Origin of the sequence: Sphaerisporangium aureirubrum, assembly GCF_042658925.1 — a bacterium.
Lineage (GTDB): Bacteria > Actinomycetota > Actinomycetes > Streptosporangiales > Streptosporangiaceae > Sphaerisporangium > Sphaerisporangium aureirubrum.
Genome location: NZ_JBHSRF010000017.1, coordinates 1 through 22,511 on the forward strand (window position 1 = coordinate 1; position 22,511 = coordinate 22,511).

Sequence of the window (22,511 nt, forward strand, 5' to 3'; positions counted from 1 at the left end):
CCGGCCAGCATCGCCTCCCGAAACACCTTCGACCCGTTGGCGTTGGTCCGCTCCCCGATCGCCAGATACGACGCATCCTGCGAAAACGGCACATGCGAATAGAGCGACGCCGCCCCGGGCACCGAAGCCACCTCGCGCCGCACCACGGGACGGCCGGACACGGCCTCCGCCACCGCCGCGATGTGCTCGGGCGTCGTGCCGCAGCATCCGCCGACCAGCCCGACCCCGAACTGCTCCACGAACCCCACCTGCGCGGCGGCCAGTTCCGAAGGCCCGAGGGGATACCGCGCGCCGTTGGAGGTCAGCTCGGGCAGACCGGCGTTCGGCATGCACGACAGGCGCACGTTGCAGTGCCGGGCGAGGTACCGCAGGTGCTCGCTCATCTCGGCGGGCCCGGTGGCGCAGTTCAGCCCGATGACGTCGGCGCCAAGCGGCTCGATCACCCCGAGCGCCGCCCCGATCTCCGACCCCAGCAACATCGCGCCGTTGGTCTCGATCGTGACCTGCACCACCAGGACGACATCGCGCCCGGATCCGGCGATCGCCTCGCGCGCACCCAGCACCGCCGCCTTGACCTGCAGCAGGTCCTGACAGGTCTCCACGATCAACCCGTCGGCCCCACCCGCGATCAACCCCTCGGCGTTACGCCGGTACCCGTCCCGCAACACACCGAACGTCACATGACCAAGACTCGGCAGCTTGGTCCCCGGCCCCATCGACCCAAGAACGAACCGCTGCCGCCCCGTCCGCTCACTCCAGTGATCGGCACGCTCCCGCGCGATCCGCGCACCCGCCAGCGACAACTCCTCGATCCGCTCAGCGATCTCATACTCACCAAGCGCCGCCCAGTTCGCCCCGAAAGTATTGGTCTCCACGCAATCGGCACCAGCGGAAAGATACGCATCATGCACCCCGGCCACCACATCCGGCCGGGTCACATTCAGCACCTCGTTGCAGCCCTCAAGTCCCTCGAAGTCCTCGAGCGAGGGATCGAACGCCTGCAGCATCGTCCCCATCGCCCCGTCCGCCACCAGGATCCGCTGGGACAGCGCGTCGCGGAATGACGTCATGGCCGCGCTCCTCAGACAGCCCGGCGCAGCGCTTCGGCCCGGTCGGTGGACTCCCAGGAGAAGCCCTCACGCCCGAAGTGGCCGTACGCGGAGGTGGCGGAGTAGATGGGACGCAGCAGGTCGAGGTCGCGGATGATGGCGGCGGGGCGGAGGTCGAAGACCTGCAGGATGGCGCGCTGGATGGCGTCCACGGAGGCCTTCTCGGTGCCGAAGGTCTCCACGAAGACGCCTACGGGCTGGGCCTTGCCGATGGCGTAGGCGACCTGGACCTCGGCGCGGTCGGCGAGGCCGGCGGCGACGACGTTCTTGGCGACCCAGCGCATGGCGTAGGCGGCGGAGCGGTCGACCTTGGAGGGGTCCTTGCCGGAGAAGGCGCCGCCGCCGTGGCGGGCCATGCCGCCGTAGGTGTCGACGATGATCTTGCGGCCGGTCAGGCCGGCGTCGCCCATGGGGCCGCCGATCTCGAAGCGGCCGGTGGGGTTGACCAGGAGGCGGTAGCCGTCGGTGTCGATGGACAGCCCGGCCAGCAGCGGGTCGATGACGTGCTCCTTGACGTCGGGCTCGAGCATCTCCTTGAGGTCGATCTCGGGGGCGTGCTGGCTGGAGACCACGACGGTGTCGAGGCGCACGGGGCGGTCGCCGTCGTACTCGACGGTGACCTGGGTCTTGCCGTCGGGGCGCAGGTAGGGCACGGTGCCGTTCTTGCGGACCTCCGAGAGGCGCTGCGCCAGCCGGTGCGCCAGCTGGATCGGCAGCGGCATCAGCTCGTCGGTCTCGCGGCAGGCGTAGCCGAACATCAGGCCCTGGTCGCCGGCGCCCTGGCGGTCGAGCTCGTCCTCGCCGCCGCCCTCACGGTGCTCGTAGGCGTCGTCCACGCCCTGGGCGATGTCGGGCGACTGCGCGCCGATGGACACCGACACGCCACAGGAGGCGCCGTCGAAGCCCTTGTGCGAGGCGTCGTAGCCGATGTCGAGGATCGTGTCGCGGATCAGGCCGGGGATGTCGACGTAGGTCTCGGTGGTGACCTCGCCGGCGACGTGGACCTGGCCGGTGGTGATGAGCGTCTCGACCGCGACCCGGCTCCTCGGGTCGCCCTTGAGCATCGCGTCCAGCACGGCGTCGCTGATCTGGTCGGCGATCTTGTCCGGGTGGCCTTCGGTGACCGACTCGGAGGTGAACAGGCGGCGGGACATCTTCACTCCTCATTGCTCGTGGGCCGCGAGGGTGGGTGTCCTCGCGTGGTGCGGGGCCTCGTCCCGGTGGCCGAGGCGTTCGCGCTCGGATGACGACGTGGTGGGCACGCGGGGGAATGGGCGGTGTTCACGGATATCGGTGGCGAAAAACAAAGGCCATCGTGCGAATGGCGCTCACACGATGACCCTTGCCGCGTGGGGACTTACTGCGAAGTAGACCACCGACCAGGGACACCACCTCATCGTGTAGCTAAAGAACCGTCGCAAGCTCGATTGGTTCGATGCTAGGTCGGCGCAGGTCACGGCAGACACCCCTGCCCGCCCCCTACGGCCGCGCCCCCCGCGCCGGGCCCGGGGGACCCCGGGGGGCCGTGGCGCTCACCAGTGCGGACCGTCGCCGGTGAGGTTTCGGCCTGTTCGGCGCCACCGCGCGGCCACTCAAGATATATCGGGACTATTGGCCGTTATATCCCCGTTTAGGGGCATATATATCGGTCTTATTCGCCGAATGGGTCGCACTCCGCACCGCTATGGTGAACAATGCCAATACCGTACTCACAGTAATGTGTCTGGTCCCCCTACCGACCAGGTTGTACTATCCGAAGGTAAGTGGACAGGTGCTAGGGGGAAGTGAGAGAAACGCCGGTGCCGCTTCGTCCACCCCCACGCCACGAAGAGGGGGGCACGGCCGATCCCAGGCCCGACCCGGCCGAGGCCGCGCACCCGCCACGTCTCTCACGACGATTGCGCGAAGACTTCCGGATGGGTCCGAGGTTTTCTGGCAAGGAGTTAGCAGGTGGAGTTCCGGATTCTGGGGCCACTTGAGGTGCTCGCGAGCGGTGAGCGTCTGGACGTCGGAGGCTTACGCCAGCGCATCACGCTCGCCCTCCTCCTGCTGGACGCGGGCCGGGTCGTCACCGTCGACCGGCTCACCGACGCCATCTACGGCGAGGTCCTCCCGCCCACCTCCAAGGCCCAGGTCCAGATCTGCATCTCCGCGTTGCGCCGCCTGTTCGCCGCGCACGGCCGCCCCACCCTGATCGTCACCCACCCCCGCGGCTACATCCTGGAGGCCGAGGACGGCGACGAGCTGGACGTCCGCCGCTTCGAGGCGCTGACCGCCCAGGCCCGCCGGGACCGCGACGCCGGGGACCCGGAGTCCGCGGTGCGCGGCTACCGCGAGGCACTGGCGCTGTGGCGGGGCGAGGCCATGGAGGGCATCGAGAGCAGGCCCGTCCGGTCCGCCGCGAGCAGGCTGGCCGAGCACCGCATCACCACCAACGAGGACTGCCTGCAGCTGGAGCTGGACCTCGGCCGCCACCACGAGCTGGTCGGCGAGCTGACCGCCCTGGTCGCCGAGCACCCGCTGCGCGAGCGCCTGCGCGGCCAGCTCATGCTCGCCCTGTACCGCTCGGGCCGCCAGGCGGACGCGCTGCGGGTGTACCGCCTGGCGCGCGAGACGCTGGTCGAGGAGCTCGGCATCGAGCCGAACGAGCAGCTCCAGCGCCTGGAGTACGCCATCCTCACCTCCGACGAGAGCCTCAACGGCCCCGCCCGGGTGACGATCCCGGTCGAGCCGCCCGAGCCGCCGCCCGCGCGCCCGGTCCCCATCCTGCTGCCCGCCGCGGTGGCCGACTTCACCGGCCGCACCAAGCAGATCGACGCCATCCAGCGCGAGCTGGCGCTGGCCGCCGAGGACCGCTACCGGCTGGCCGTGCCGATCATCGTGATCGCGGGCCAGGGCGGCCTCGGCAAGACGACCCTCGCGGTGCACGCCGCGCACACCATCGCCGACCGCTACCCCGACGGGCAGCTGTTCACCGACCTGCACGGCGGCGCGTACCGGCAGATCAGCGCGATGCAGGTGCTGGAGCGCTTCCTGCGTGCGCTCGGCGTGGCGGGCACCGACATGCCCGACGGCCTGGAGGAGCGCGCCGAGATGTACCGCGCGCTGCTCGCCGACCGGCGCACGCTGATCGTGCTGGACGACGCGGCGCGCGAGAGCCAGGTGATGCCCCTGCTGCCGGGCAACCGCACCTCCGCGGTGATCATCACCAGCCGCAGCCGCCTCACCGGCCTGCCCGGCGCGATCCAGATCGAGATGGACATCTTCGACAGCGACCAGTCGCTCGAACTGCTCGGCCGCATCGCCGGCAACGACCGCGTGCGGGCCGAGCCCGGCGAGGCCGTCGCCCTGTCGGAGCTGTGCGGGCGCCTGCCGCTGGCGCTGCGCATCGCCGGCGCCCGCCTGTCGGCCCGCCCCCACTGGAGCATCGAGCAACTCGTCACCCGCCTGGAGGACGAGACCCGCAGACTCGACGAGCTCAAACACGGCGACATGGGCATCCGCGCCAGCATCTCCCTCACCTACGAAAGCGTCGGCGCCGACGCGCGCCGCCTGTTCCGCCTGCTCGCCATCCTCGACACCAGCGTGTTCTCCGCGTGGCTCGCCGGGGCGCTGCTCGGCGGCTCGCACACCGACGCCCAGGACCTCCTGGACGAGCTCGCCGACGCGCAGCTCATCGGCCCGGCCGGCCCGGGGTTCGGCGTGCACAGCCAGTACCGCTTCCACGACCTGGTCCGGGTCTTCGCCCGCGAGCGGCTGGCCGCCGAGGAGAACGCCGCCGAGCGCAAGACCGCCCTGGAGCGGGCCCTCGGCGCGCTGCTGTACGTCGCCGAGGCCGCGCACCGCCGGGTGTACGGCGAGGAGTACCTCCAGGTGCACAGCTCCGCGCAGCGCCGCCCGCTGCCGGCCAAGCTGGTGGACAAGCTGGTCGCCGACCCGATGGTGTGGTACGAGCGGGAGCGCCCGCTGCTGGTGTCGGGCATCCGCCAGGCGGCGCGGGCCGGGTTCGCCGAGCTGTGCTGGGACCTGGCGATCAGCGCGGTGACGCTGTTCGAGTCGCGCATCTACCTCGACGACTGGCGCGAGACCCACGAGGTCGCGCTGGCGGCCACCCGGCACGTGGGCGACCCGCGCGGCCAGGCCGCCATCCTGTACTCGCGCGGCTCGCTGCACATCACCCTCAAGCGCCTGGCCGAGGCGCGGCGCGACTTCGAAGAGGCCATCGAGCTGTTCAACCAGGTCGGCGACGACCTCGGTGTCGCCCTGGTGCTGCGCAACGTCGCCTTCCTGGACCGGATGAGCGGCCTGACGGACGAGGCCGCGGCCCGCTACTCGCACGCGCTGGACATCTTCACCCGTACCGGCGACCAGGTGGGCGCGGCGTACGTCCTGCACAACCTGGCGCAGCTGCGGCTGGACGACGGGGACCCCGAGGGCGCGAGCCGCCTGCTGGCCGAGGCGCTGGCGCTCAGCCGCCGCGGCGGCAGCAGGCGGGTGGAGGCGCAGGTGCTGCACCGCATGGGCGACACCTACCTGCAGTGGGACGAGCCGACCCTGGCGGCCGAGATCTTCGGCACGGCGATCGACATCGTGCGCGAGATCGGCGACCCGATCGGCGAGGCGTACGTGCTGTGCGGGCTCGGCGTGGCCCGGCTGCGGCTCGGCGAGGCGGCCGAGGCCGACGAGGCGCTGCGCCTGGCCGTGCGGCTCGGCCGTTCCGCCGGGGACGGCTTCGCCGAGGGGCGGGCGCTGCTCGGGCTCGGCGAGCTGGCGCTGTCGTGCGACGACAACGCGCACGCCGTCGCGCACCTGGAGCAGGCGCTCACCGTGTTCCGCACGCTCGGCATCCCGGTGTACGAGGCGCAGGCCCGCGCCATGCTCGGCCGGGCCGAGGCGGCGACCCGGCCGGAGGGCCTCACCACGGTGGGCGGCGGCTGAGCCGGGTACCCCTTATACCCCCCGTGTCCTGCCACGCCGGACACGCGCGGGGTGAACAAAGCGCTCTCGGAGATGCCTTCGGCATTCACCTCGCCGATACGCTCGTGAGGTGACCACTGTGCGAATGAGCGGCGCCGCCCCCGGTGCGGCCGGGCCCATGATCAAGTCGATTCTGCCCGACTTCGTGGTGGCCGCCGACCTTTTCGCCGACCCGCCCGACCCGATGCTGTTCCCCGAGGAGGACCGGGCGATCGGCGACGCCGACGCGCAGCGGCGCGCGGAGTTCACCACCGCGCGGCTGTGCGCCCACGACGCGCTGCGCAAGCTCGGCATGCGCCCGAGCCCGGTGCTGCCGGGGCTGCGCGGCGAGCCGCAGTGGCCCGCCGGCGTGGTCGGCAGCATCACCCACTGCACCGGCTACCGCGCGGCCGTCGTCGGCGTGGCGTCCAAGGTGGCCGCCATCGGCATCGACGCCGAGCGTAACGAGCCGCTGGTGGAAGGCGTGCTGGACGCCGTGTCGCTGCCCGAGGAACGTGAGGCGCTGCGCCGCCTCGCCGCGCGGCACCCGCGCGTGCACTGGGACCGGGTGCTGTGGAGCACCAAGGAGGCGGTCTACAAGTCGTGGTTCCCGCTCACCAAGCGGTGGCTGGACTTCGAGGACATCATCGTGTCCGTCGACCCGGCGCGGGGCGAGTTCTCCGCGCGGCTGCGGGTGCCGGGGCCGCGGGTGCACGGGCAGCAGCTGTCCCGCTTCACGGGCCGCTGGGTCGCCGACGCCGACCTCATCATCACGGCCATCGTGGTCCCCGCCCCGTCCCGGCGCGCGTCCCCCCGCGGGTAGCGCGTCCATGGCCGGCCCGTACGAGCCCGCGCCGCCCGGCGACCTGGTCGCGCGCGCGTCCGCCCGCGGGTAGCCGCTTGGACGACCTCGCGCGCACCATGGCCGCCCTCTACGAGTCCGCGCTGCCCGGCGACCTGGTCGAGGCGTACCGGGCCCGGCTGCACCTCAGCCCGGTGGAGCTGGCGCTGCTGGCCGAGGGCGCCGTCGAGGACTTCGACCCGCACGAGCTGCGCGCCCGGCTGGACCTCGCGGCCGGCCGCCCGGACGACGAGTTCGCCCGGCACGGCTGCGAGGCCGGGGAGGCAGCGACGGTGCGCGCGTGGGCGCAGGAGTGGGCCGACCAGCTCGGCCTGGACCTCGCCGAGGAGGAGCCGTGGACGGACGAGCCGTAGCCGCGGCGGGTCAGGGCATCGCGGGGATGCGGAACACCTCGACCAGCCTGACCAGGTCCGCGGGGTCGCCGGTCAGGGTGACCATGCCCTTCTCCACGGCCTCGTCCGGGGCGAGCTCGCCCGCCATCAGGGCACGCAGCTCCGGCCCGCACTCGAGCACCAGCTCGGCGTCCGGCAGGGGGCCCGGGATGACGGTGAGCGCGCCGTCGTCGATCCGCACGGACAGCACGAGCCCGCCCAGGCGGAACTCGTACGAGGTGTTCAGGCCGCGCGCGGCCTCGGGCCGGAACGTGGAGCGCAGCGCCATGGTCACCGAGTCCACCGTGGCGATCTCCCCGGGCTCGGGGTCGCCCATCGCCATGGCGCCCCACAGCCCGAGGCTCAGCACCACGTCCTCCAGCGCCTGCCCGTAGGCGGTCAGCTCGTAGACCACCGACGCCGCGGGGCGGGGCAGGACCCTGCGGTGGATCACCCCCGCGAGCTCCAGCTCCTTCAGGCGGGCCGAAAGGATGTTGGTGGGAATGCGGGGCAGGCCGCGGCGCAGGTCGGTGAAGCGCCTGGGGCCGACGAAAAGGTCGCGCACGATGAGCAGCGCCCAGCGTTCCCCCACGCTTTCCAGGGCTCTGGAGAGCCCGCAGAACTGCCCGTAGCTGCGCCCCGTCATGCATCGGATTCTAGTCCACGCTTAGCCAGATGCATTACGCTTGTTTTTTGCAATCAAAGTTCTTTCAAGCAACCACTAAAGGTAGAAAGGAGTGGCGATGGCCGAAAACGAGCCCGTGGCCGAGCAGTCTTCCCCTGCCGACGAGCCGTCCACGACGCCACGGGCGAGCGCCAGAAGTCCGATGAACGACGCGGGCACCTACTGGCTCTCAACGCTGCGCCCCAACGGCCGGCCGAACATCGTGCCGGTCCTGGGCGTGTGGCTGGACGGCGCCCTGCATCTCGCCGTGAGCCAGGCCATGCACGACCCCGAGACCCTGCCCGCCGCCACCGACTGCGTGGTCACCACCGACCCCCGCGGCCTGGAACTGGTGGTCCGCGGCCGGGCGGCACGGGTGCTGGACGACGGCAAGCTGGGCCGCCTGTCAGGCGTCTTCTCCTCCAAGTACGGCATCGCGCTCACCGTCCAGGGCGGCGCCTTCCACGGCGGCGGCACCCGCGCCACGGGCCCCTCCCCCTACGACGTCTACGAGGTCACCCCCGCCGCGCCTCCGGCCGGCGGCGGCTCACCGAGCGGCACTCGCTGGAGTTTTTGACCAGGTCAGAGCACCCCGCTCGAATGGGTGTTTGAATACTCGCGGTAGCATGACGCCATGACCGCTGGATTCCAGGCCTCACTGCTGGATCTGGACGGGGAACCCGGCGTCGGCCCCCTGGGCGCGGCCGTCCGGCGCATCCCTCTCACCGACGGCGCGTGGATCGACCTGCGCCCCGGCTGGCTCACCGGCGCCGACTCCCTGTTCGACCGCCTGTCGCGCGACGTGCCCTGGCACGCCGAGCGCCGTCACATGTACGACCGCGTGGTGGACGTCCCGAGGCTCCTCAAGTTCTACGACGAGGACGAGCCCCTGCCTGATCCCTTGCTGCCCGAGGCCATGCGGGCCCTCAACGAGCACTACGCGGGGCGGCCGGGCGCCCCCTTCCGAACCACCGGCCTGTGCCTGTACCGCGACGGCCGCGACAGCGTGGCCTGGCACGGCGACCGCATCGGCCGGGGTGCCCACGAGGACACCATGGTCGCCATCGTCTCCGTCGGCACCCCCCGCCCGCTGCTGCTGCGCCCCCGGGGCGGCGGCCACTCGCTGCGCCACGAGCTCGGCCACGGCGACCTGATCGTCATGGGCGGTTCCTGCCAGCGCACCTGGGACCACTCCATCCCGAAGCTGTCCCGGCCCACCGGCCCGCGGATCAGTATCCAGTTCCGTCCCCGCGACGTCCGCTGACCCGCCGGGCCGCTGAGACCTTCCACCTCTCGCACCGCGGGAGGCAACCGGCACCACGGTCTGACCCGGGCTCACCCCGCCGGGGGTGAGGGAGTCACCCCCGGCGCCGGGTGCGCACCGGTGATGGCGGTCCGGAGCGCCTTGCGGCCGATCTCCCCCCGGACGCCGCTCACCCGCAGCACCCGCCCGTCCTCGTCCGCCGCGTACTCGTGCCGGTCCCCGCTGACGCGGTACCACCCCACCTCGTCCCGCTCACAGGTGACCGCCGCGCTCACCCGCTCGGCCCCGTGCACCGGCCGCTCCGGGCACACCGCGTCGCTGAACGCCCCCCGGTCCACCCCGAACCACACCTGCCGCCCCCGGGGCGAGAGGTAGAACGCCTGGTACCCCTCCTCGTGGTAGAGGCTCACCGACTGCCCCACCAGCTGGAACCCCGGCACGTCCACCACGTACACCATCTCCGGCGCCACCCCCTGGGCCCGCACCGCCTCGAGCTGCGTGGGCGTCAGCTCCCCCGTGCTCAGCCCGCCGCACCCGGCCAGCCCGGCCCCCAGCATCATCAGCAAGATCCCCCGTATCGTCACCCTTCCACTCTCGCCCAGCCCCCGCCGCCGCTCACCCGCTTTACGACACACCGGGCAACCCTTTGCCACGCACGGTGACGTCCCAGGCCGTACACGCCTGCTGAACGGGTGACCCGGCGTCCGTCCGCCGCCACGAGACGCCCGTGACAGCACGGCGGCTCCCCGGTCCGGGGAGCCGCCGGTGTCAGGCGATCTCAGTCGTCGTCCTCGTCGCCGTCACGGTCGTCGTCGCCGTCAGGGCCGTCGTCGTCGTGGTCCACCTCGCCGGCCGTCAGGGCGCCGGTCCGGGTGTCGACGGAGAACTCGTGCTCGGCGCCGTCGGGAGCCGTCACCTCGACGTCCCAGTACTGGTGGCCGTGCTCGGTCTCCAGTTCGGTGGAGGTCACCCGGCCGCCGGCGACCTTGGCCAGTGCCGCCCGCTCCGCCTGCTCCCTGGGGACCTCGGGGGCCACGGGGGCCGCGGCAGGGGTCTGCTCCGGCGAGGCGGAAGTGGAGGACGGGGAGGTCGACGGCGCACCGGTGGCGGGGGTGGGATCCGCGGCGCCGGCCGCCGCGAGGGCGGTTCCGCCGCCCACCACGAGCAGGGCGGCGGTGGCGAGGCCTGCGACGATCTTTGACTTGCTCATCCGTATCTCCGATGCGATCGATGTCCCTTGCGACGGCTCCAAGCCTGCGGGGACGGGAGATAGCGCGAAGCTGCGGCGGCCCTAACGCGGGGTTAACTCGGGCGGGGGCCGAACTCGACGGTGACGCGGGCGCCTCCGGCCGGTTCGTTGGCCAGTGTCACCGAGCCGCCGGATCGCTCGGCGGTGCGGCGGACGATGTCGAGGCCGAGGCCGGTGGAGGAACCGCCGCTCACTCCCCGTTCCAGGGCCCTGGCGTGGGGGAAGCCCGGTCCCTGGTCGGCGACCGTGAGCACGGCGCCGCCGCCCTCACGGGGGGACAGCCGCACGGTGAAGCCGGTGCCCTCGGGGGTGTGGGCGAAGACGTTCTCCAGCAGGGCGTCCACGCAGGTCGTCAGGGCCTCCTCGCCGGTGCCCACGTGGAGCGGCGGGGCGGCCAGGTCGCGGACGACCGGGCGGTCCTGGTCGCGGGCGAGCATCGACCAGTGGTGCACGCGGTCGGCGGCGACGCGGGCGGCGTCGCACTCCCCTGCCTCGTCCTGCCGGGAGCGCCGGGCCTCCCTGATGACCTGGGTGACCATGCGTTCCATGGCGTCCACGGCGGCGCCGACCCTGGTGGCCTGCTCGCCCTCGGGAAGGCCTTCGGCCTCCAGCCGCAGCACGGTGAGCGGGGTGCGGAGACGATGGGACAGGTCGGCCACCGCCTCACGCTCCTGGGCCAGCAGCACCCGGATGCGCCGCGCGAGGTGGTTGAGCGCCCCCGCGACGCGGCGCAGTTCCTCCGGCCCCTCCGCGGGCGCGCGCGCGGTGAGGTCCCCGGCGGCGAGGTCGTGGGAGACCTGCGCGATGCCGGCGATGAGACGGATCTGCGACCGGGCGAGCCGGTCGGCCACGACCAGGCTGACGGCCAGCACACCGGCCCCGACCAGCGCGAGGATGAGCCACGCCCGCCGCACGCCTCTGCTGAGGTCGGCGTCCGAGACGAACACGCGGATGACGGCCGTACCCGCCGAACGGCCGGTGACGGCGACGACGATCTCACGGCCGCCCTGCGCCTGCGCGGTCAGGCTGCGCCCGGTGAGGGCGAGCTTCACCGCGTCCGACCTGACCGCGGGGACGCCGAGGACCGTGCCGTTGGACAGGTAGACCGTCAGCGGGTGGCCGCCCCCGCTGTTGGCCTGCTGCACGGCCAGCTCCAGGGCGGCCGGTGTGCCGACCGACGCGACGGGGACCAGCGACTGGGCGCGCACCAGGGCGTCCGCGGTGGCGCGGTCGGCGGCCAGCGTCAGGGCCAGCAGCGCCAGCGGCACCAGGAAGGCCACCAGCGCGAGGGACACCATGGAGCCGACCAGGACGAGCAGGCGCCGCCTCATGCCGCCGGGTCCACCAGCTTGACGCCCACGCCGCGCACGGCCCGGATGTACCGGGGCTGCTGCGCGGACTCCCCCAGTTTGTTCCGCAGCCACGACAGGTGGACGTCGACGGTCTTGTCCGCGCCGCCGTAGGGCATCTGCCACACCTGTGTCATCAGCTCGCGCTTGCTGACCACCTGGTCGGGCCGCGCGGCCAGGTAGCACAGCAGGTCGAACTCCTTCGGCCGCAGATCCAGGCCGCGGCCCGCCAGCGTCACCTCCCGGCTGCGCGGGTCGATGCGCAGCTCGCCCACCGTGAACGGCCGCGACGCGTCGTCCTCCTCGCTGCGCAGCCGGCGCATCACGGCCCGGATGCGCGCGTCGAGCTGGACGGCGCCGAACGGCTTGACCAGGTAGTCGTCCGCCCCCGCGTCCAGCACGCGGGCGATCTCCCGCTCGTCGTCCCGCGCCGTGGCGACGATGAGCGGCACCGCGCTGACCGCCCGCAGCATGCGGATGACCTCGTACCCGTCGATGTCCGGCAGCCCGAGGTCGAGGATGACCAGATCGGGGCGCTCGTCGACGGCCATGCGGAGCCCCGCCATCCCGGTCGCCGCCGACGTCACCGCGTGACCGCGCTCCCCCAGGGCCCGCATGAGCGCGGACCGCACGGCGGCGTCGTCCTCAACGAGCAATAGCTGTGCCATCGCCCCAACATTATGGGCACCCGCCGGTCCCCCGCCCCGTCCGGTATCGGCGTTGAGGCCGCGTTAGGGAACCTTTAGTAGTCGGCGTGGCACCCTGTCATGGTGAAACGAGGCCCACTGCTGGCGACCCTCGGCTGGGTGACCGCCGCGTCGCTCACCACCGCCACCGCCACCTGGGCGATCACCCTCCTGGGCCAGGGCCTGAGCGAACCGGTCGTCTCCCCCATGAGCCCCGACCAGATCTCCCAAGCCCTCATCAGCGCCACCCCGACGAACGGGGCCGGGGCCCCGGCCTCACCCGCCGAGAGCCCCGCCGGGGTCAGCCGCGCGTTCGACACCCCCGGCGGCTCCATCGTCGCCACCTGCAAGGACGGCGTGCCCTCCCTCGTCGCCTGGAGCCCCGCCCAGGGCTACGCGATCGACGACGTGGAACACGAGCCCGGCCACCCCGCCACCGTGAAATTCGAGTCGGAGAACAACAAGGTCACCGCCAAGGTCACCTGCGTCCGCGGCACCCCGTCGATCACCACCGACGTCGAGCGCGACGACTAGCCGCCGATCTCAGTAGGTGGCCACGTTCGCGATGACCCGGCACCCGGTCACGTTGTCGGTGAGCACCCAGGTCTGCGGATAGTTCGCGAGGTTCTTGAGCTCCGCCTCGCTGAACACCCGGCCGTAGCTCACGTTGCACGCGTCGTCGTCACTGCTGGCCCCGTAGTTGGCGATCCAATCCGCGTCCCACACCTCGGCCGACACCGACAACGCCTGCCCCGGGAACATGATCCCGGTGACCTCGTTGTTCCGCCTGCTGTAGATGTTCGCGTTCTCGTACCAGGTCAAGCAGCTGACCCCGTCCTCCGGCTTCCGGTGCGACGCGCAACTGGAGAAGTCCCCGAGGTCGTACCAGGCGTAGTAGCCGTCGTCCGACGCGATGGGCGCCGGAAAAGAGGAGTCCCACGGCACGGAATCGGCCGCGGAGGTCCCCTGCCTGTTGGCCACCTCGTAGAAACACCCGGTCCTGTTCGCCTTGGCCCGCCCGCAGTACTTGGAGGCCCGCCACGTGCCGAACATCCGCCACTGATCGTATTCCGCCTGAGGCGACCAGGCGTGATACCGCCCGTACACGGTCCCCGTGTTCTTCCCCTCCCCGTAACTGTCCGCCGCGGGCGGATAGTAGTCCGGCGAGTTCACGTTGACGATGTAGTCGTTCATCCCCCCATTCCCGAACGCGATCCGCACGAACGTCACCTTGAAGTAGTACGTCGTGGCGGCGTGCGCGGCCCCCGTCCCCGCGACGACGAACGTCGCGACCATCATGATCGCGCCGAGCACCGAGCCCATACGCGCGCGTTTACTTCCCGACATCACTTCCACTGCTTTCACGAAAGAGCCCCCGCAGGGGCCGGTCCTGGTCTTTGACCGGCTCAGCGTAGAAAAGCATGGATCTACACAACTGCGGCCAAATACGCACAACAACGGTGATTTGGCTCACAGGTCCGGCCACCTCCGCCGGGGGCGAATACGTGGCGACACGTCGCGTCATCGCGGGCACGGGCCATGTGGTGTGCCGCGTCGATGACCGACGTCGAACCAGGCACGGCGGACGGCGAATCAGCTTATTTCGCGCCGTTTTGGTGGTTCATCGGGATTCGCGGACCTGCTTCCCTAGGATGCCTTCTACTCTGGGAAGGCGGGACCGGAAAATGCCGCGATGCTGCACAGCGAACGGCCCACACGGCCGGCACCAAGCCCCTCTGGGCGAGGCACGCGCACTACCCGTGTTCGGGAGCGTGGATGTGATCCTCTCGGATGTCGCGCAGAGGATGACAGCCGACGATCTTGTGGAGATACGGCAATATCCGGCCGTCATCCGAAAAGGCGTCCTCAGCCATGTGGGAGCGCCCGAGCTGCGCTCGGTCAGCGTGTCGGCCGCCACCGGACTGCTGCGCGTCCTGCGGGGAAGCGACAGGAAAAGACGGGACTCGCTGCTGTTCGCGCTGAGCGCCCCCCTCTTCCCGGCCTTCGAGAACCATCATGAGCTTTCCGCCGGCGACTGCGCACGCCTTCTCCATCCGGACGACGCCGGCACCACGCTCACCGCGGCGTGTGACCTCGTCTGGGCGTTGAGGAATTCGCAGTCGATGCCCGACACGTTGGTCGACCTCGTTCTCGCCGACATATACCGCCGGGAACTGCCCCTGTCCCCGCTGGCCCTCGGGTTCCTCGCCGCGCCGGCCGGGCGCATGGGACCCGAGGCCGCGCACGAGGTCCGCACCGGATGGCTCCTGCTTCGCGACACGCATCCCGCTCTCCCGGAGCACCCGGTCTCCTGGTTCGAACTGAGGGCCGCCATGCCCGCCGGCGCCGGCCACCGGACGGACACCGAGGAGGCGTCAGCCGTCCCCCAGGCCGAGGAGTGTGAGATGACCGTTCCCGCGGGGTCGGACGCGGACGCCGTCGAGCCGTCCGTCGAGGTGCTGCGTGCCGAGCTGGACGACCTGCGACGTCGCCTGTCCGGCGCCTCGGAGGCCGCGGAACGGGCGCACCGGGCGTTCGCCGGCGGTGTTCGTCCCGCCGAGGAGGACATCGGGACGATGCGAGGCTGCGCGTCCGCCATGGACGCGATGCGGGCACGGCTGGAGTCGGTGCGCGGCGCTCCGATCCCCGAGGCGTCGATGGCCGCCTTCCAGGTCGCGTTCGACCAGTTGGTGTCCGCCGAGGAGCAGCGTGCCCGGCTCCAGCCGATGACCCGGTTGGAGGGGCCGCCCGCGCTGTCCACGGTCCTCGGCGAGATCCGCGCCGCCGCGACGGCGCGGTCGCCCGTCGTGGAGCTTCTGGCGGAGATCATCGCCCTGCGCGACGATCCTGCCGCCGTCATGCACGTGACCGAACTGCAGGAACGCTTCTGGTCCGAGGCGCCCACCCACTGGAGGGCGGTGACCGTGGCCGCCACGGGCGGCCATCTGGTCTTCCCCGGCGGCCCGCCTCCCACCGCCACACCGCCCGCCGAGGACCTGACCTCGCTGGACGTCTTCATCGAGGAGCGGTGGACCGAGCCCCCGAGGGCCGGCACTCCGCGAACCACCCGCCCCGCGCCGGACGGCGAGGTCTCGTCGGCTCCGGTCACCGTTCCAGAGGAATCGGGAGAACAAGAGGACCCGGCGGAGCCAAGCGAACCGGACGTGCCGGAGGAACCGGACGTGCCGGAGGAACCGGACGTGCCGGAGGAACCGGACGTGCCGGAGGAACCGGACGTGCCCGAGGAGCCGGACGTGCCCGAGGAGCCGGACGCATCGCAGGAACCGGACGCATCGCAGGAGCCGACCACACCGCAGGAGCCGGACGGAGAACCGGTCGCGCTGGAACAACCGGACGGAGGTGCGCCCGTCCCGGAAGCACCGGGTGTGCTGGAGGAACCACGGCGGGAGGCGTTCGCGACGGGCTTCGGCGACGCGGCGGAGGCCGAGGCGGCGGCGGTGCGGAGCGGCCGGTTCGCCCTGGCGGCGTGGGTGCGGCACGCCATGGGGCGGCCGCCCACCGAGGCCGGGGCGCGCCGGTGCGCCGCGATCGCCGCGGAGATGAGCGAGTTCGCCGGGCGGCTGTCCGCCGCGTTCATCGACAACGCCGCGGGTCTTTCGATGAAGACCCTCGCCGCCGACCCGGCGGGGCAGACCCTCGCGTGGGCGGCGGCACTGCGCACCTGTGTGATCCACCCGACGCCGGAGGCCGCGCAGCTGCTGGACGAGCTGGCGCCGACGCTCACGCCCTATCCCGGGCTGACCGCCTACGGCGACGCCTTCAGCAAGCTGGCCAAGACAGGCGCCTACCTGACCCCGCGCCTGTCGGAGAAGCTGTACGACGCCTCGCAGGCGGAGGACAACCTGCGCGAGGCAGCGGCCAGCGCCGCCAAGATCCGTGAGGAGGGACCGTCACAGAAGATCAAGTTCGCGCTGGCCACGGAGGTGTGGAAGTCCCTGCTCCAGGACGACACCAAGGGACCGGGCGAACTGCTGGCCATCGCCGCCCGCGGGGACAGGGCCATGGCCGGCGAGGCGGGACGGAAGCTCGACGTCCTGCGGGCCGGAGACGCGATCGACCGGCTGATCGACGAGACGGCCAAGCAACGGGCCGGGAGCCCGGGCGGCAGCCACATCCACTCCGGCGCCCGCGCCAAACTGATCGAGAAGATCGCCAGGGCGCTCGACGCGGTCGCGGTCTGGGTGACGACCGCCAAGGAGGTCGAGGCGTCGCGCACCGACGACTCCGGTGTCTCCTGGGCCGCCAGGCACCTGAACGAACTACGCGCGACCGTCGCCCGGCACCGCGAACAGGTCGACGAGGAACTGACGCTGCTGGCGGACTCGTCACAGCCCGGGATGGCCGACGCGGCCCTCGGCGCCAGGATGCTGACCGGCGCCACGCTCGGCCTGCTGGCCGGCGAGCCCCTGGACCGTCCCGAGCCCCTTCCCGCTCACGTGCTGAACTGCGACCTGCTGTTGTCCCCCGGCATCCGGATCGCCGCCGACACCCTCGCCCCGGCGGCCCCGCCCGAGCTGGACGAGCTCATGGCCGTGTGCGCCTCGCGGACACGGGACTGGGGGGCCGCCTTCGAGGCACGCGCCGCGATGGACGACCACGAAGGCACCCGTGCGGTGCTCAACGTCCTCGCGCCCCGTGACCCGGTCCTCGCCGCGGCGCTGCGCGCGCGGCGGGACACGCTCGTGGAGGCCGCGCGGCAGCGCCGCCGCGCCAAGATCGAGGCGATCATGGACCGGATCGCGGAGTGGCGGCGGGACGGCGTGCTCACCGAAGAGGACGCCACCCGGTTCACGACCAGGCTCGGAGCGCTCGGCGACGACGACCGGGACGACTTCGGCGTGGTCTCGCGCGACCTCGGCGAGCTGGAGCGCGAAGCGGAGGAGGTCAGGGCCGGCGCGATCGGCGCGGAACTTCACGCGTTGCGCGAGCTGAGCGCCGGTCACACCGATGTCGCGGCCGTCCAGGACCGGATCGCCTCCCTCGTCGAGGCGGGCGACCTGACGACCGCACGGGAGTTCACCGCCCAGGCGAAGGCGGGCAACGATCTGCCGGAGAGCCCCGACACCGTCGATCATCTGAAGCGCTTCTACCCGCGGTTCCCCCGGGCCTTCGAGGACATGTCCGCCCGGCTGCGGGGACACCAGCGGGGCAGGGAGAGCGCCCAGTGGCTGCAGTCGCTCAAGGACGCGTTGCTCCGCGGCGGCGATGTCGCCGCGCCCGGCCTCGCGCGGCTCCTGGGCGAAGCCGGCCTTTTCGTCTCCGCCGTGCCGCGCGGCCGGCGGAGGGTGGCGGAGAACGGGCTGCGCACCTGGATCACCGTGGCGCAGGGACCGAAGGCGGCAGGCAACTTCACGACCGCGGTCGCGGCGATCCTCCAGCTCATCGGCCTGGAGGCGGAGCAGAAGGCCGGCGCCTCGGAACAGAACCGGCAGTGGATCACCCTGAAGCACGTCCAGCGGATCGGGGACGCTCTCCTGCCCGACTTCGGCTCGCAGATGAGCCCCTCCGGTGACCGGCTCCGCCTGCTGCTGGTGTGGCGTCCCTCCGGGCCGAAGGAGGTCATCGAGTGGCTGAAGGACCAGCCGGAGGACCAGACCATCCTGGTCTTCTACTTCGGGGTGCTCTCGCCCGAGCAGCGGCACCAGCTCACGGTGCTGAGCCGGCGCAGGCCGACCCCGGTGGTCGCGGTGCTCGACGACGCGTTGATCGCGTACCTCGCCTGCCTGCCGGACGCGAACTGGGCGACGACGGTGAGCCTGCTGGCGCCCTTCACCGCGTCGAACCCCTACGCGCCCGTCGGCGAGGTCCCCGAGGAGATGTTCTACGGGCGGCAGGACCAGTTGCGGGAGGTGACCAGCAGGACCGGCTCGTCGTTCGTGTACGGCGGGCGGCAGCTCGGCAAGTCCGCGCTGCTGCGCAAGGCCGAGCGCAAGGTCCAGGAGACCGACCAGGATCGGAAGGTCATCTCCGAGGTAATCCAGAACATCGGCAGGACGCAGCCCGTCGCCGCGCTGTGGCCGATGCTCGCCGAGAAGCTGACCGAGGCGCAGGTGCTGCCGCGGACCGCGCCGTGGGCCGATCCCGAGGCCATCTGCCGCGGTGTGCGCGAGTGGATCGAGGGTGACCCGGCACGCCAGCTGCTCGTCCTGCTCGACGAGGCCGACGAGTTCCTCAACAAGGACGCGCGCGACGCCTCCTTCGCCAACGTCATCATGCTGCGCGACCTGATGGACCACACGGGCCACCGGGTCAAGGTCGTGTTCGCCGGGCTGCACCAGACCGTCAGGTTCAAGAGCCTCTCCAACGCGCCTCTCGCCCATCTGGGCGATCCCATAGCGGTCGGCCCGCTCGATCCGCAGGACGCCTACAATCTCCTCACCAAGCCCCTGGCCGCGCTGGGGTTCCGCCTGCCCGCACGGCTGGCCGCGCGGATCATCGCCGAGGCGAACAACGCGCCCGCCCTCATTCAGCTCTTCGCCGAGGCTCTGCTGATGCGGCTGCGCCGGTTGCCCCTGCCCGAGGCGGCCCTGCCTTACGAGATCACACGTGAGCACGTGGACGCGGTGTGGCGGGACAAGAGGCTGGCGCGCGGCTTCCGCGACCGGTTCGACTGGACGCTGAACCTGGACAAGCGCTACAAGGTCATCGCCTACACGGTGGCGTTCCAGGCGCTCGACAACGAGACCGGCGCCGTGCTGACGGCGGCCCAGCTACGTGCCGAATGCCTCCAGTGGTGGCCGCAGGGGTTCCGGGACTCCACCAGCGACGGCTTCCGCGGGCTGCTCGACGAGTGCGTCAACCTGGGTGTGCTCGCCGCCGAGGGGGAGTGCTACCGGCTGCGCACCCCGCACATCCTCACCCTTCTCGGCGGCGCCGACGAGATCGAGTCCGTGCTCGGGCACGCCGAGGGCTTCGACCTGCCCGACTCCTTCGACGCGCAGTCCTACCGGGAGGCCTCGAAGCACAACGAGGACCGCTCCCCGCTGACCGGCAGCCAGGTGACACGGTTGCTCAGCCCGCGCAACGCCCTGCACATGGTCGCGGGATCGGCCGCCCTGCACGTCGACCGGGTGGCCACCTTCCTGGACGACGCGGCGCCGCGGCACAGGGCGAAGGTCCTGCGGGTGGGAGAGGACGGTCTCACCTTCGACGGGGCGGTGCAGCGCGCCGTCCGGAGTCCCGCCCACGACCTCGTGATCGTCGACCTCGCCAGGCGGCCGTTCAAGGAAGGCGCCGACGCGGTGGCGGCGGCGGCGAAAGCGGTCTCCGTCCCCACCCGGGGCACGCTGGCGGTCGTGGTGATCGCCCCTGCCGAGTACGCCTCGGCATGGCTGCCGGCCGCGGGCGGCGCCGAGCGCGATCTCTCCGGCAAGGCCGAGGTGACCGAGCTGCAGAGGTTCGACCGGCCATCGATCCGGCAGTGGATGTACGAGGCGGAACTCGGCTTCCAGGACGAGCCGAGCCAGGACGCGCTGCTGGGGGTCACCGGCGGGTGGCCCGTGCTGATCAGCAAAGTGATCCAGGGGCTGACCGCCGGCGACGCCGACCGGGAACACGCGCTGGCGGCCTGCCGGACGTTCCTGGAGCAGGAACCCCACCATTTCGTGCGATCCACCGGCGTGCTCTCGGGAAGGGCGGTCGCGGCGGCCTGGGAATCGCTCGTCGCCCTGGGCGGGCCGCCCTCGTCACCGCAGGACATCGCCGAGTTCCTCGCCGCGGTGAGCGTCTCCGAGGCCGATCCGCTGTCCCCGGCGAGCCTCCGCGAGGAGGGTTACCTCTCCACCGCCGACCTGGTCGAGGTGCTCAGGATCCTCGGCGCCCTCGTGCCGTTGGAGGAAGGGGCCCTCCGGCTCGAGACGGTGCTGCTGAGGGCCACCCAGTGGATGGGGCGGTCGCGGTGAACCCCGATCCGGCGCTGCCCGTTCTGCGGGCGGCGGCCGGGATCATGCTGGCGCGACCGGGCCTGGCCGGGCAGGGACTCGACGTCGGCACCTTCGCCGTCGAGCACCGCCAGATGATCCTCGACGCCCTGGTCGAGGTGCCCTCGCTGCGGGCGGCCGTACGGCGGGCCGGGCCGCGGATCCCGCGTGACCGGCCACGGGAGGCCGTGCTCGCCGCGTTGCTGCTGTCGCCGCACGGCGGGACCGCGCGGGCGGGGGTGCGGGTGGCCGAACAGTTCGCCAGGGACGACGCGGCGCGGGAGAGGCTGCGTAGGCGTTACCAGGACCGCTTACAGCAGTCGGGGGACAAGCTGAGGATCGAGAGCGCCCGCCGCGAGCAGGCGGCGCTCGCGCTGAGCGCCGCCGAGGTGGCGCTCGCCGACGCGGAGCGGCGGGCCGAGGAGCTCGACACCCAGGTGTCGGCTTTGCACCGGCGGGCCGGGGATCCGCGTGCGCTGGCCACCGGGCTGCTGCGGTCGTTGCGGCGCCCGGCGGCCGAGGGCGGGGCCGAGGCCCGTGATCCCCGCAACCCGCCGCCGGCCGCGGCGGACCCGCACGACCCGGCGCTCGCGGTGGCGGCGTCGGCGGCCGGGATCACGCCCGAGGCGCTGGTCGCGGCGCTACAGGCGATCGTCGCGCCACCGCCCCCGTCCGGCGTGCCCCGGGCCGGCGTCGTCAGGGAGCGCGGTCTCACCGTCCACCCCCTCGGCGGGGGGACCGAGATCGGCGGATCGTGCGTGCTGGTGGAGGCCGGGGAGACCCGCCTGCTCGTCGACGCGGGACTGCGGCCGGGCGATCCCGCGCAGCCGCCGGGCGACATCGCGCACGTGTTGCCGGGGATGCCGCCGGACGCCGTCGTGGTGACCCACGCGCACGTCGACCACTGCGGGTACGTGCCCGCCCTGGCGGCCCGCCTGCCGGGACTGCGCATCCTCGCCACCCCGGAGACCACGTTCCTGATGCCGCGCATGTGGGCGGACTCGGCGCGGCTCATGCGCGACCGAGGGCGTCTGCACCGCGACTGGGGGGCGGCGGGTGAGGCGCTGTACGGGCGCGAGGACGTCGAGGAGGCGGTGCGGCGCTGCGAGGAGGTGCCGGTCGGGGTCGAGCGGGTGATCGGGGACGTCACGGTCGAACTGTTCCCCGCCGGGCACGTCCTCGGGGCGGCGGGGGTCGTGGTGCGGGCCGGCGAGCAGCGGGTGGTGGTCACCGGGGACATCTCCGGGTTCCGGCAGGAGACCGTGGACGGCTACCGGCTGCCCGGTTCCGCGCTGGACGCCGATCTGCTCGTCATGGAGTCCACGTGCTGCGCCGAGGACCACGCGCCGCGGGAGACCCGGGTCGGCGATCTGGTCAAGGCGGTGTCGGAGGTCTGCGCCGCGGGCGGGCGCGTGCTCATCCCCGCGTTCGCGCTGGGCCGCGCGCAGGAGATCGCCCTGCTCATGCGCACCCACCTGCCGCACGTCCCCGTGCTGGTGGACGGCATGGCCGCCGACGTCACGGCGTCCTTCGAGCGCCTGACGGCAGCCGCGCCCGCCCCCTTGCAGATCTTCGGGGGCAACGTGGCCCGCGCCCGCCGTCCCGCCGACCTGCGGCGGTTCACCTCGGGAGTCGTGATCACCACGTCGGGCATGCTCACCGGAGGGCCGGCGGTGCAATGGGCCGCCCAGATCCTGCCGGAGGCGCACAGCGCGTTGTTCCTGTCGGGCTACCAGGACGAGGAGTCCGGGGGCGCGGCCCTACTCAGGCTCGCCGGCGGCCGGGCGTCCCACCTGACCCTCCACGACGGCGGCCGGGACACGAACGTCCCGCTGCGGGCCCGGGTCGAGATGATGCGTCTGTCGGCCCACGCCGACAGGCGCGGGCTGCTGGACATCGCCGAGGAGACCGGGCCCCGGGAGATCATGCTCGTGCACGGCGTCCCGCACCGCCAGCGGGACTTCCGGGAGGTCCTCCAGGTGCGTGGTCACACCACCGTCGCCACCGGTCTCTGGAAGTGAGCCACGGGCACCGGGGTGATGAAATACGCGAAAGGGAGTG

Annotated in this window: 16 protein-coding genes; 8 read left to right on the top strand and 8 right to left on the bottom strand. The window is 72.2% G+C overall.

The features are described 5' to 3' along the window. Both ACFP1K_RS14660 and metK read right to left on the bottom strand, forming a co-directional pair. The coding region (locus tag ACFP1K_RS14660; protein WP_380752350.1) for a homocysteine S-methyltransferase family protein at positions 1 to 1,070 on the bottom strand (1,070 nt) is incomplete at its 3' end. Positions 1,071 to 1,081: 11 nt separating this feature from the next. Beyond that, positions 1,082 to 2,263 (bottom strand): methionine adenosyltransferase, encoded by a 1,182-nt coding sequence (metK, locus tag ACFP1K_RS14665; protein ID WP_380752353.1) that lies wholly within the window; start codon positions 2,261 to 2,263, stop codon positions 1,082 to 1,084. A gap of 796 nt (positions 2,264 to 3,059) precedes the next feature. On the opposite strand from metK, the gene ACFP1K_RS14670 reads away from it, so the two are divergent. The 3 genes from ACFP1K_RS14670 (at position 3,060) to ACFP1K_RS14680 (ending at position 7,280) form a co-directional block, all read left to right on the top strand. Then, entirely contained in the window at positions 3,060 to 6,047 is a 2,988-nt protein-coding gene (locus ACFP1K_RS14670) for an AfsR/SARP family transcriptional regulator (RefSeq protein WP_380752356.1), read from the top strand. Positions 6,048 to 6,156: 109 nt separating this feature from the next. Beyond that, positions 6,157 to 6,888, top strand: coding sequence for a 4'-phosphopantetheinyl transferase family protein (locus ACFP1K_RS14675; RefSeq protein WP_380752359.1), 732 nt, complete (start codon positions 6,157 to 6,159; stop codon positions 6,886 to 6,888). 77 nt (positions 6,889 to 6,965) lie between these two features. Next, a complete protein-coding gene (locus tag ACFP1K_RS14680; protein WP_380752362.1) occupies positions 6,966 to 7,280 on the top strand; it encodes a hypothetical protein in 315 nt (104 codons plus the stop codon). A gap of 10 nt (positions 7,281 to 7,290) precedes the next feature. On the opposite strand, the gene ACFP1K_RS14685 is transcribed toward ACFP1K_RS14680, so the two are convergent. Further along, positions 7,291 to 7,944 carry a winged helix-turn-helix transcriptional regulator gene (locus tag ACFP1K_RS14685; protein WP_380752365.1) on the bottom strand — a complete coding sequence of 218 codons (654 nt, stop codon included), beginning with the start codon at positions 7,942 to 7,944 and terminating at the stop codon, positions 7,291 to 7,293. A gap of 97 nt (positions 7,945 to 8,041) precedes the next feature. Here ACFP1K_RS14685 and ACFP1K_RS14690 point away from each other — a divergent pair, with 97 nt between their 5' ends. Together ACFP1K_RS14690 and ACFP1K_RS14695 are read left to right on the top strand one after the other, a co-directional pair. Then, positions 8,042 to 8,539, top strand: coding sequence for a hypothetical protein (locus ACFP1K_RS14690; RefSeq protein ID WP_380752368.1), 498 nt, complete (start codon positions 8,042 to 8,044; stop codon positions 8,537 to 8,539). A gap of 57 nt (positions 8,540 to 8,596) precedes the next feature. Continuing rightward, positions 8,597 to 9,226, top strand: a complete 630-nt coding sequence (locus ACFP1K_RS14695) for an alpha-ketoglutarate-dependent dioxygenase AlkB (protein ID WP_380752371.1) — start codon at positions 8,597 to 8,599, stop codon at positions 9,224 to 9,226. Positions 9,227 to 9,297: 71 nt separating this feature from the next. On the opposite strand, the gene ACFP1K_RS14700 is transcribed toward ACFP1K_RS14695, so the two are convergent. The 4 genes from ACFP1K_RS14700 to ACFP1K_RS14715 all read right to left on the bottom strand — a co-directional run bounded on the left by ACFP1K_RS14700 (position 9,298) and on the right by ACFP1K_RS14715 (position 12,492). Continuing rightward, complete coding sequence (locus tag ACFP1K_RS14700) at positions 9,298 to 9,810, bottom strand: hypothetical protein (RefSeq protein ID WP_380752374.1); 513 nt, start codon at positions 9,808 to 9,810, stop codon at positions 9,298 to 9,300. A gap of 194 nt (positions 9,811 to 10,004) precedes the next feature. Then, on the bottom strand, positions 10,005 to 10,436 hold the full coding sequence (locus tag ACFP1K_RS14705; protein ID WP_380752377.1) for a PepSY domain-containing protein: 432 nt from the start codon (positions 10,434 to 10,436) through the stop codon (positions 10,005 to 10,007). Between the two features lie 92 nt (positions 10,437 to 10,528). Continuing rightward, a complete protein-coding gene (locus ACFP1K_RS14710; protein ID WP_380752380.1) occupies positions 10,529 to 11,806 on the bottom strand; it encodes a sensor histidine kinase in 1,278 nt (425 codons plus the stop codon). Further along, positions 11,803 to 12,492 (bottom strand): response regulator transcription factor, encoded by a 690-nt coding sequence (locus tag ACFP1K_RS14715; RefSeq protein ID WP_380752383.1) that lies wholly within the window; start codon positions 12,490 to 12,492, stop codon positions 11,803 to 11,805. Before ACFP1K_RS14715 ends, ACFP1K_RS14710 begins: the two co-directional genes overlap by 4 nt. Before the next feature lie 99 nt (positions 12,493 to 12,591). Between ACFP1K_RS14715 and ACFP1K_RS14720 the strand changes: the two genes are divergently transcribed. After that, positions 12,592 to 13,044, top strand: coding sequence for a hypothetical protein (locus ACFP1K_RS14720; protein WP_380752386.1), 453 nt, complete (start codon positions 12,592 to 12,594; stop codon positions 13,042 to 13,044). A 9-nt stretch (positions 13,045 to 13,053) separates the two neighbouring features. On the opposite strand, the gene ACFP1K_RS14725 is transcribed toward ACFP1K_RS14720, so the two are convergent. Further along, entirely contained in the window at positions 13,054 to 13,857 is an 804-nt protein-coding gene (locus tag ACFP1K_RS14725; protein ID WP_380752389.1) for a hypothetical protein, read from the bottom strand. Positions 13,858 to 14,288: 431 nt separating this feature from the next. On the opposite strand from ACFP1K_RS14725, the gene ACFP1K_RS14730 reads away from it, so the two are divergent. Both ACFP1K_RS14730 and ACFP1K_RS14735 read left to right on the top strand, forming a co-directional pair. Further along, positions 14,289 to 20,432: an nSTAND1 domain-containing NTPase gene (locus ACFP1K_RS14730; protein WP_380752392.1), complete on the top strand. Its 6,144-nt coding sequence runs from the start codon at positions 14,289 to 14,291 to the stop codon at positions 20,430 to 20,432. Continuing rightward, entirely contained in the window at positions 20,429 to 22,471 is a 2,043-nt protein-coding gene (locus ACFP1K_RS14735; RefSeq protein WP_380752395.1) for an MBL fold metallo-hydrolase, read from the top strand. The genes ACFP1K_RS14730 and ACFP1K_RS14735 overlap by 4 nt, the downstream gene beginning before the upstream one ends. The last annotated feature ends 40 nt before the right edge of the window (positions 22,472 to 22,511 follow it).

Bases quoted from the DNA above. Each gene is read 5' to 3' on its own strand.
- metK (WP_380752353.1), bottom strand. From the start codon at position 2,263: ATGTCCCGCCGCCTGTTCACCTCCGAGTCGGTCACCGAAGGCCACCCG.
- ACFP1K_RS14685 (WP_380752365.1), bottom strand. From the start codon at position 7,944: ATGACGGGGCGCAGCTACGGGCAGTTCTGCGGGCTCTCCAGAGCCCTG.
- ACFP1K_RS14690 (WP_380752368.1), top strand. From the start codon at position 8,042: ATGGCCGAAAACGAGCCCGTGGCCGAGCAGTCTTCCCCTGCCGACGAG.
- ACFP1K_RS14695 (WP_380752371.1), top strand. From the start codon at position 8,597: ATGACCGCTGGATTCCAGGCCTCACTGCTGGATCTGGACGGGGAACCC.
- ACFP1K_RS14705 (WP_380752377.1), bottom strand. From the start codon at position 10,436: ATGAGCAAGTCAAAGATCGTCGCAGGCCTCGCCACCGCCGCCCTGCTC.
- ACFP1K_RS14710 (WP_380752380.1), bottom strand. From the start codon at position 11,806: ATGAGGCGGCGCCTGCTCGTCCTGGTCGGCTCCATGGTGTCCCTCGCG.
- ACFP1K_RS14715 (WP_380752383.1), bottom strand. From the start codon at position 12,492: ATGGCACAGCTATTGCTCGTTGAGGACGACGCCGCCGTGCGGTCCGCG.
- ACFP1K_RS14720 (WP_380752386.1), top strand. From the start codon at position 12,592: ATGGTGAAACGAGGCCCACTGCTGGCGACCCTCGGCTGGGTGACCGCC.
- ACFP1K_RS14725 (WP_380752389.1), bottom strand. From the start codon at position 13,857: ATGTCGGGAAGTAAACGCGCGCGTATGGGCTCGGTGCTCGGCGCGATC.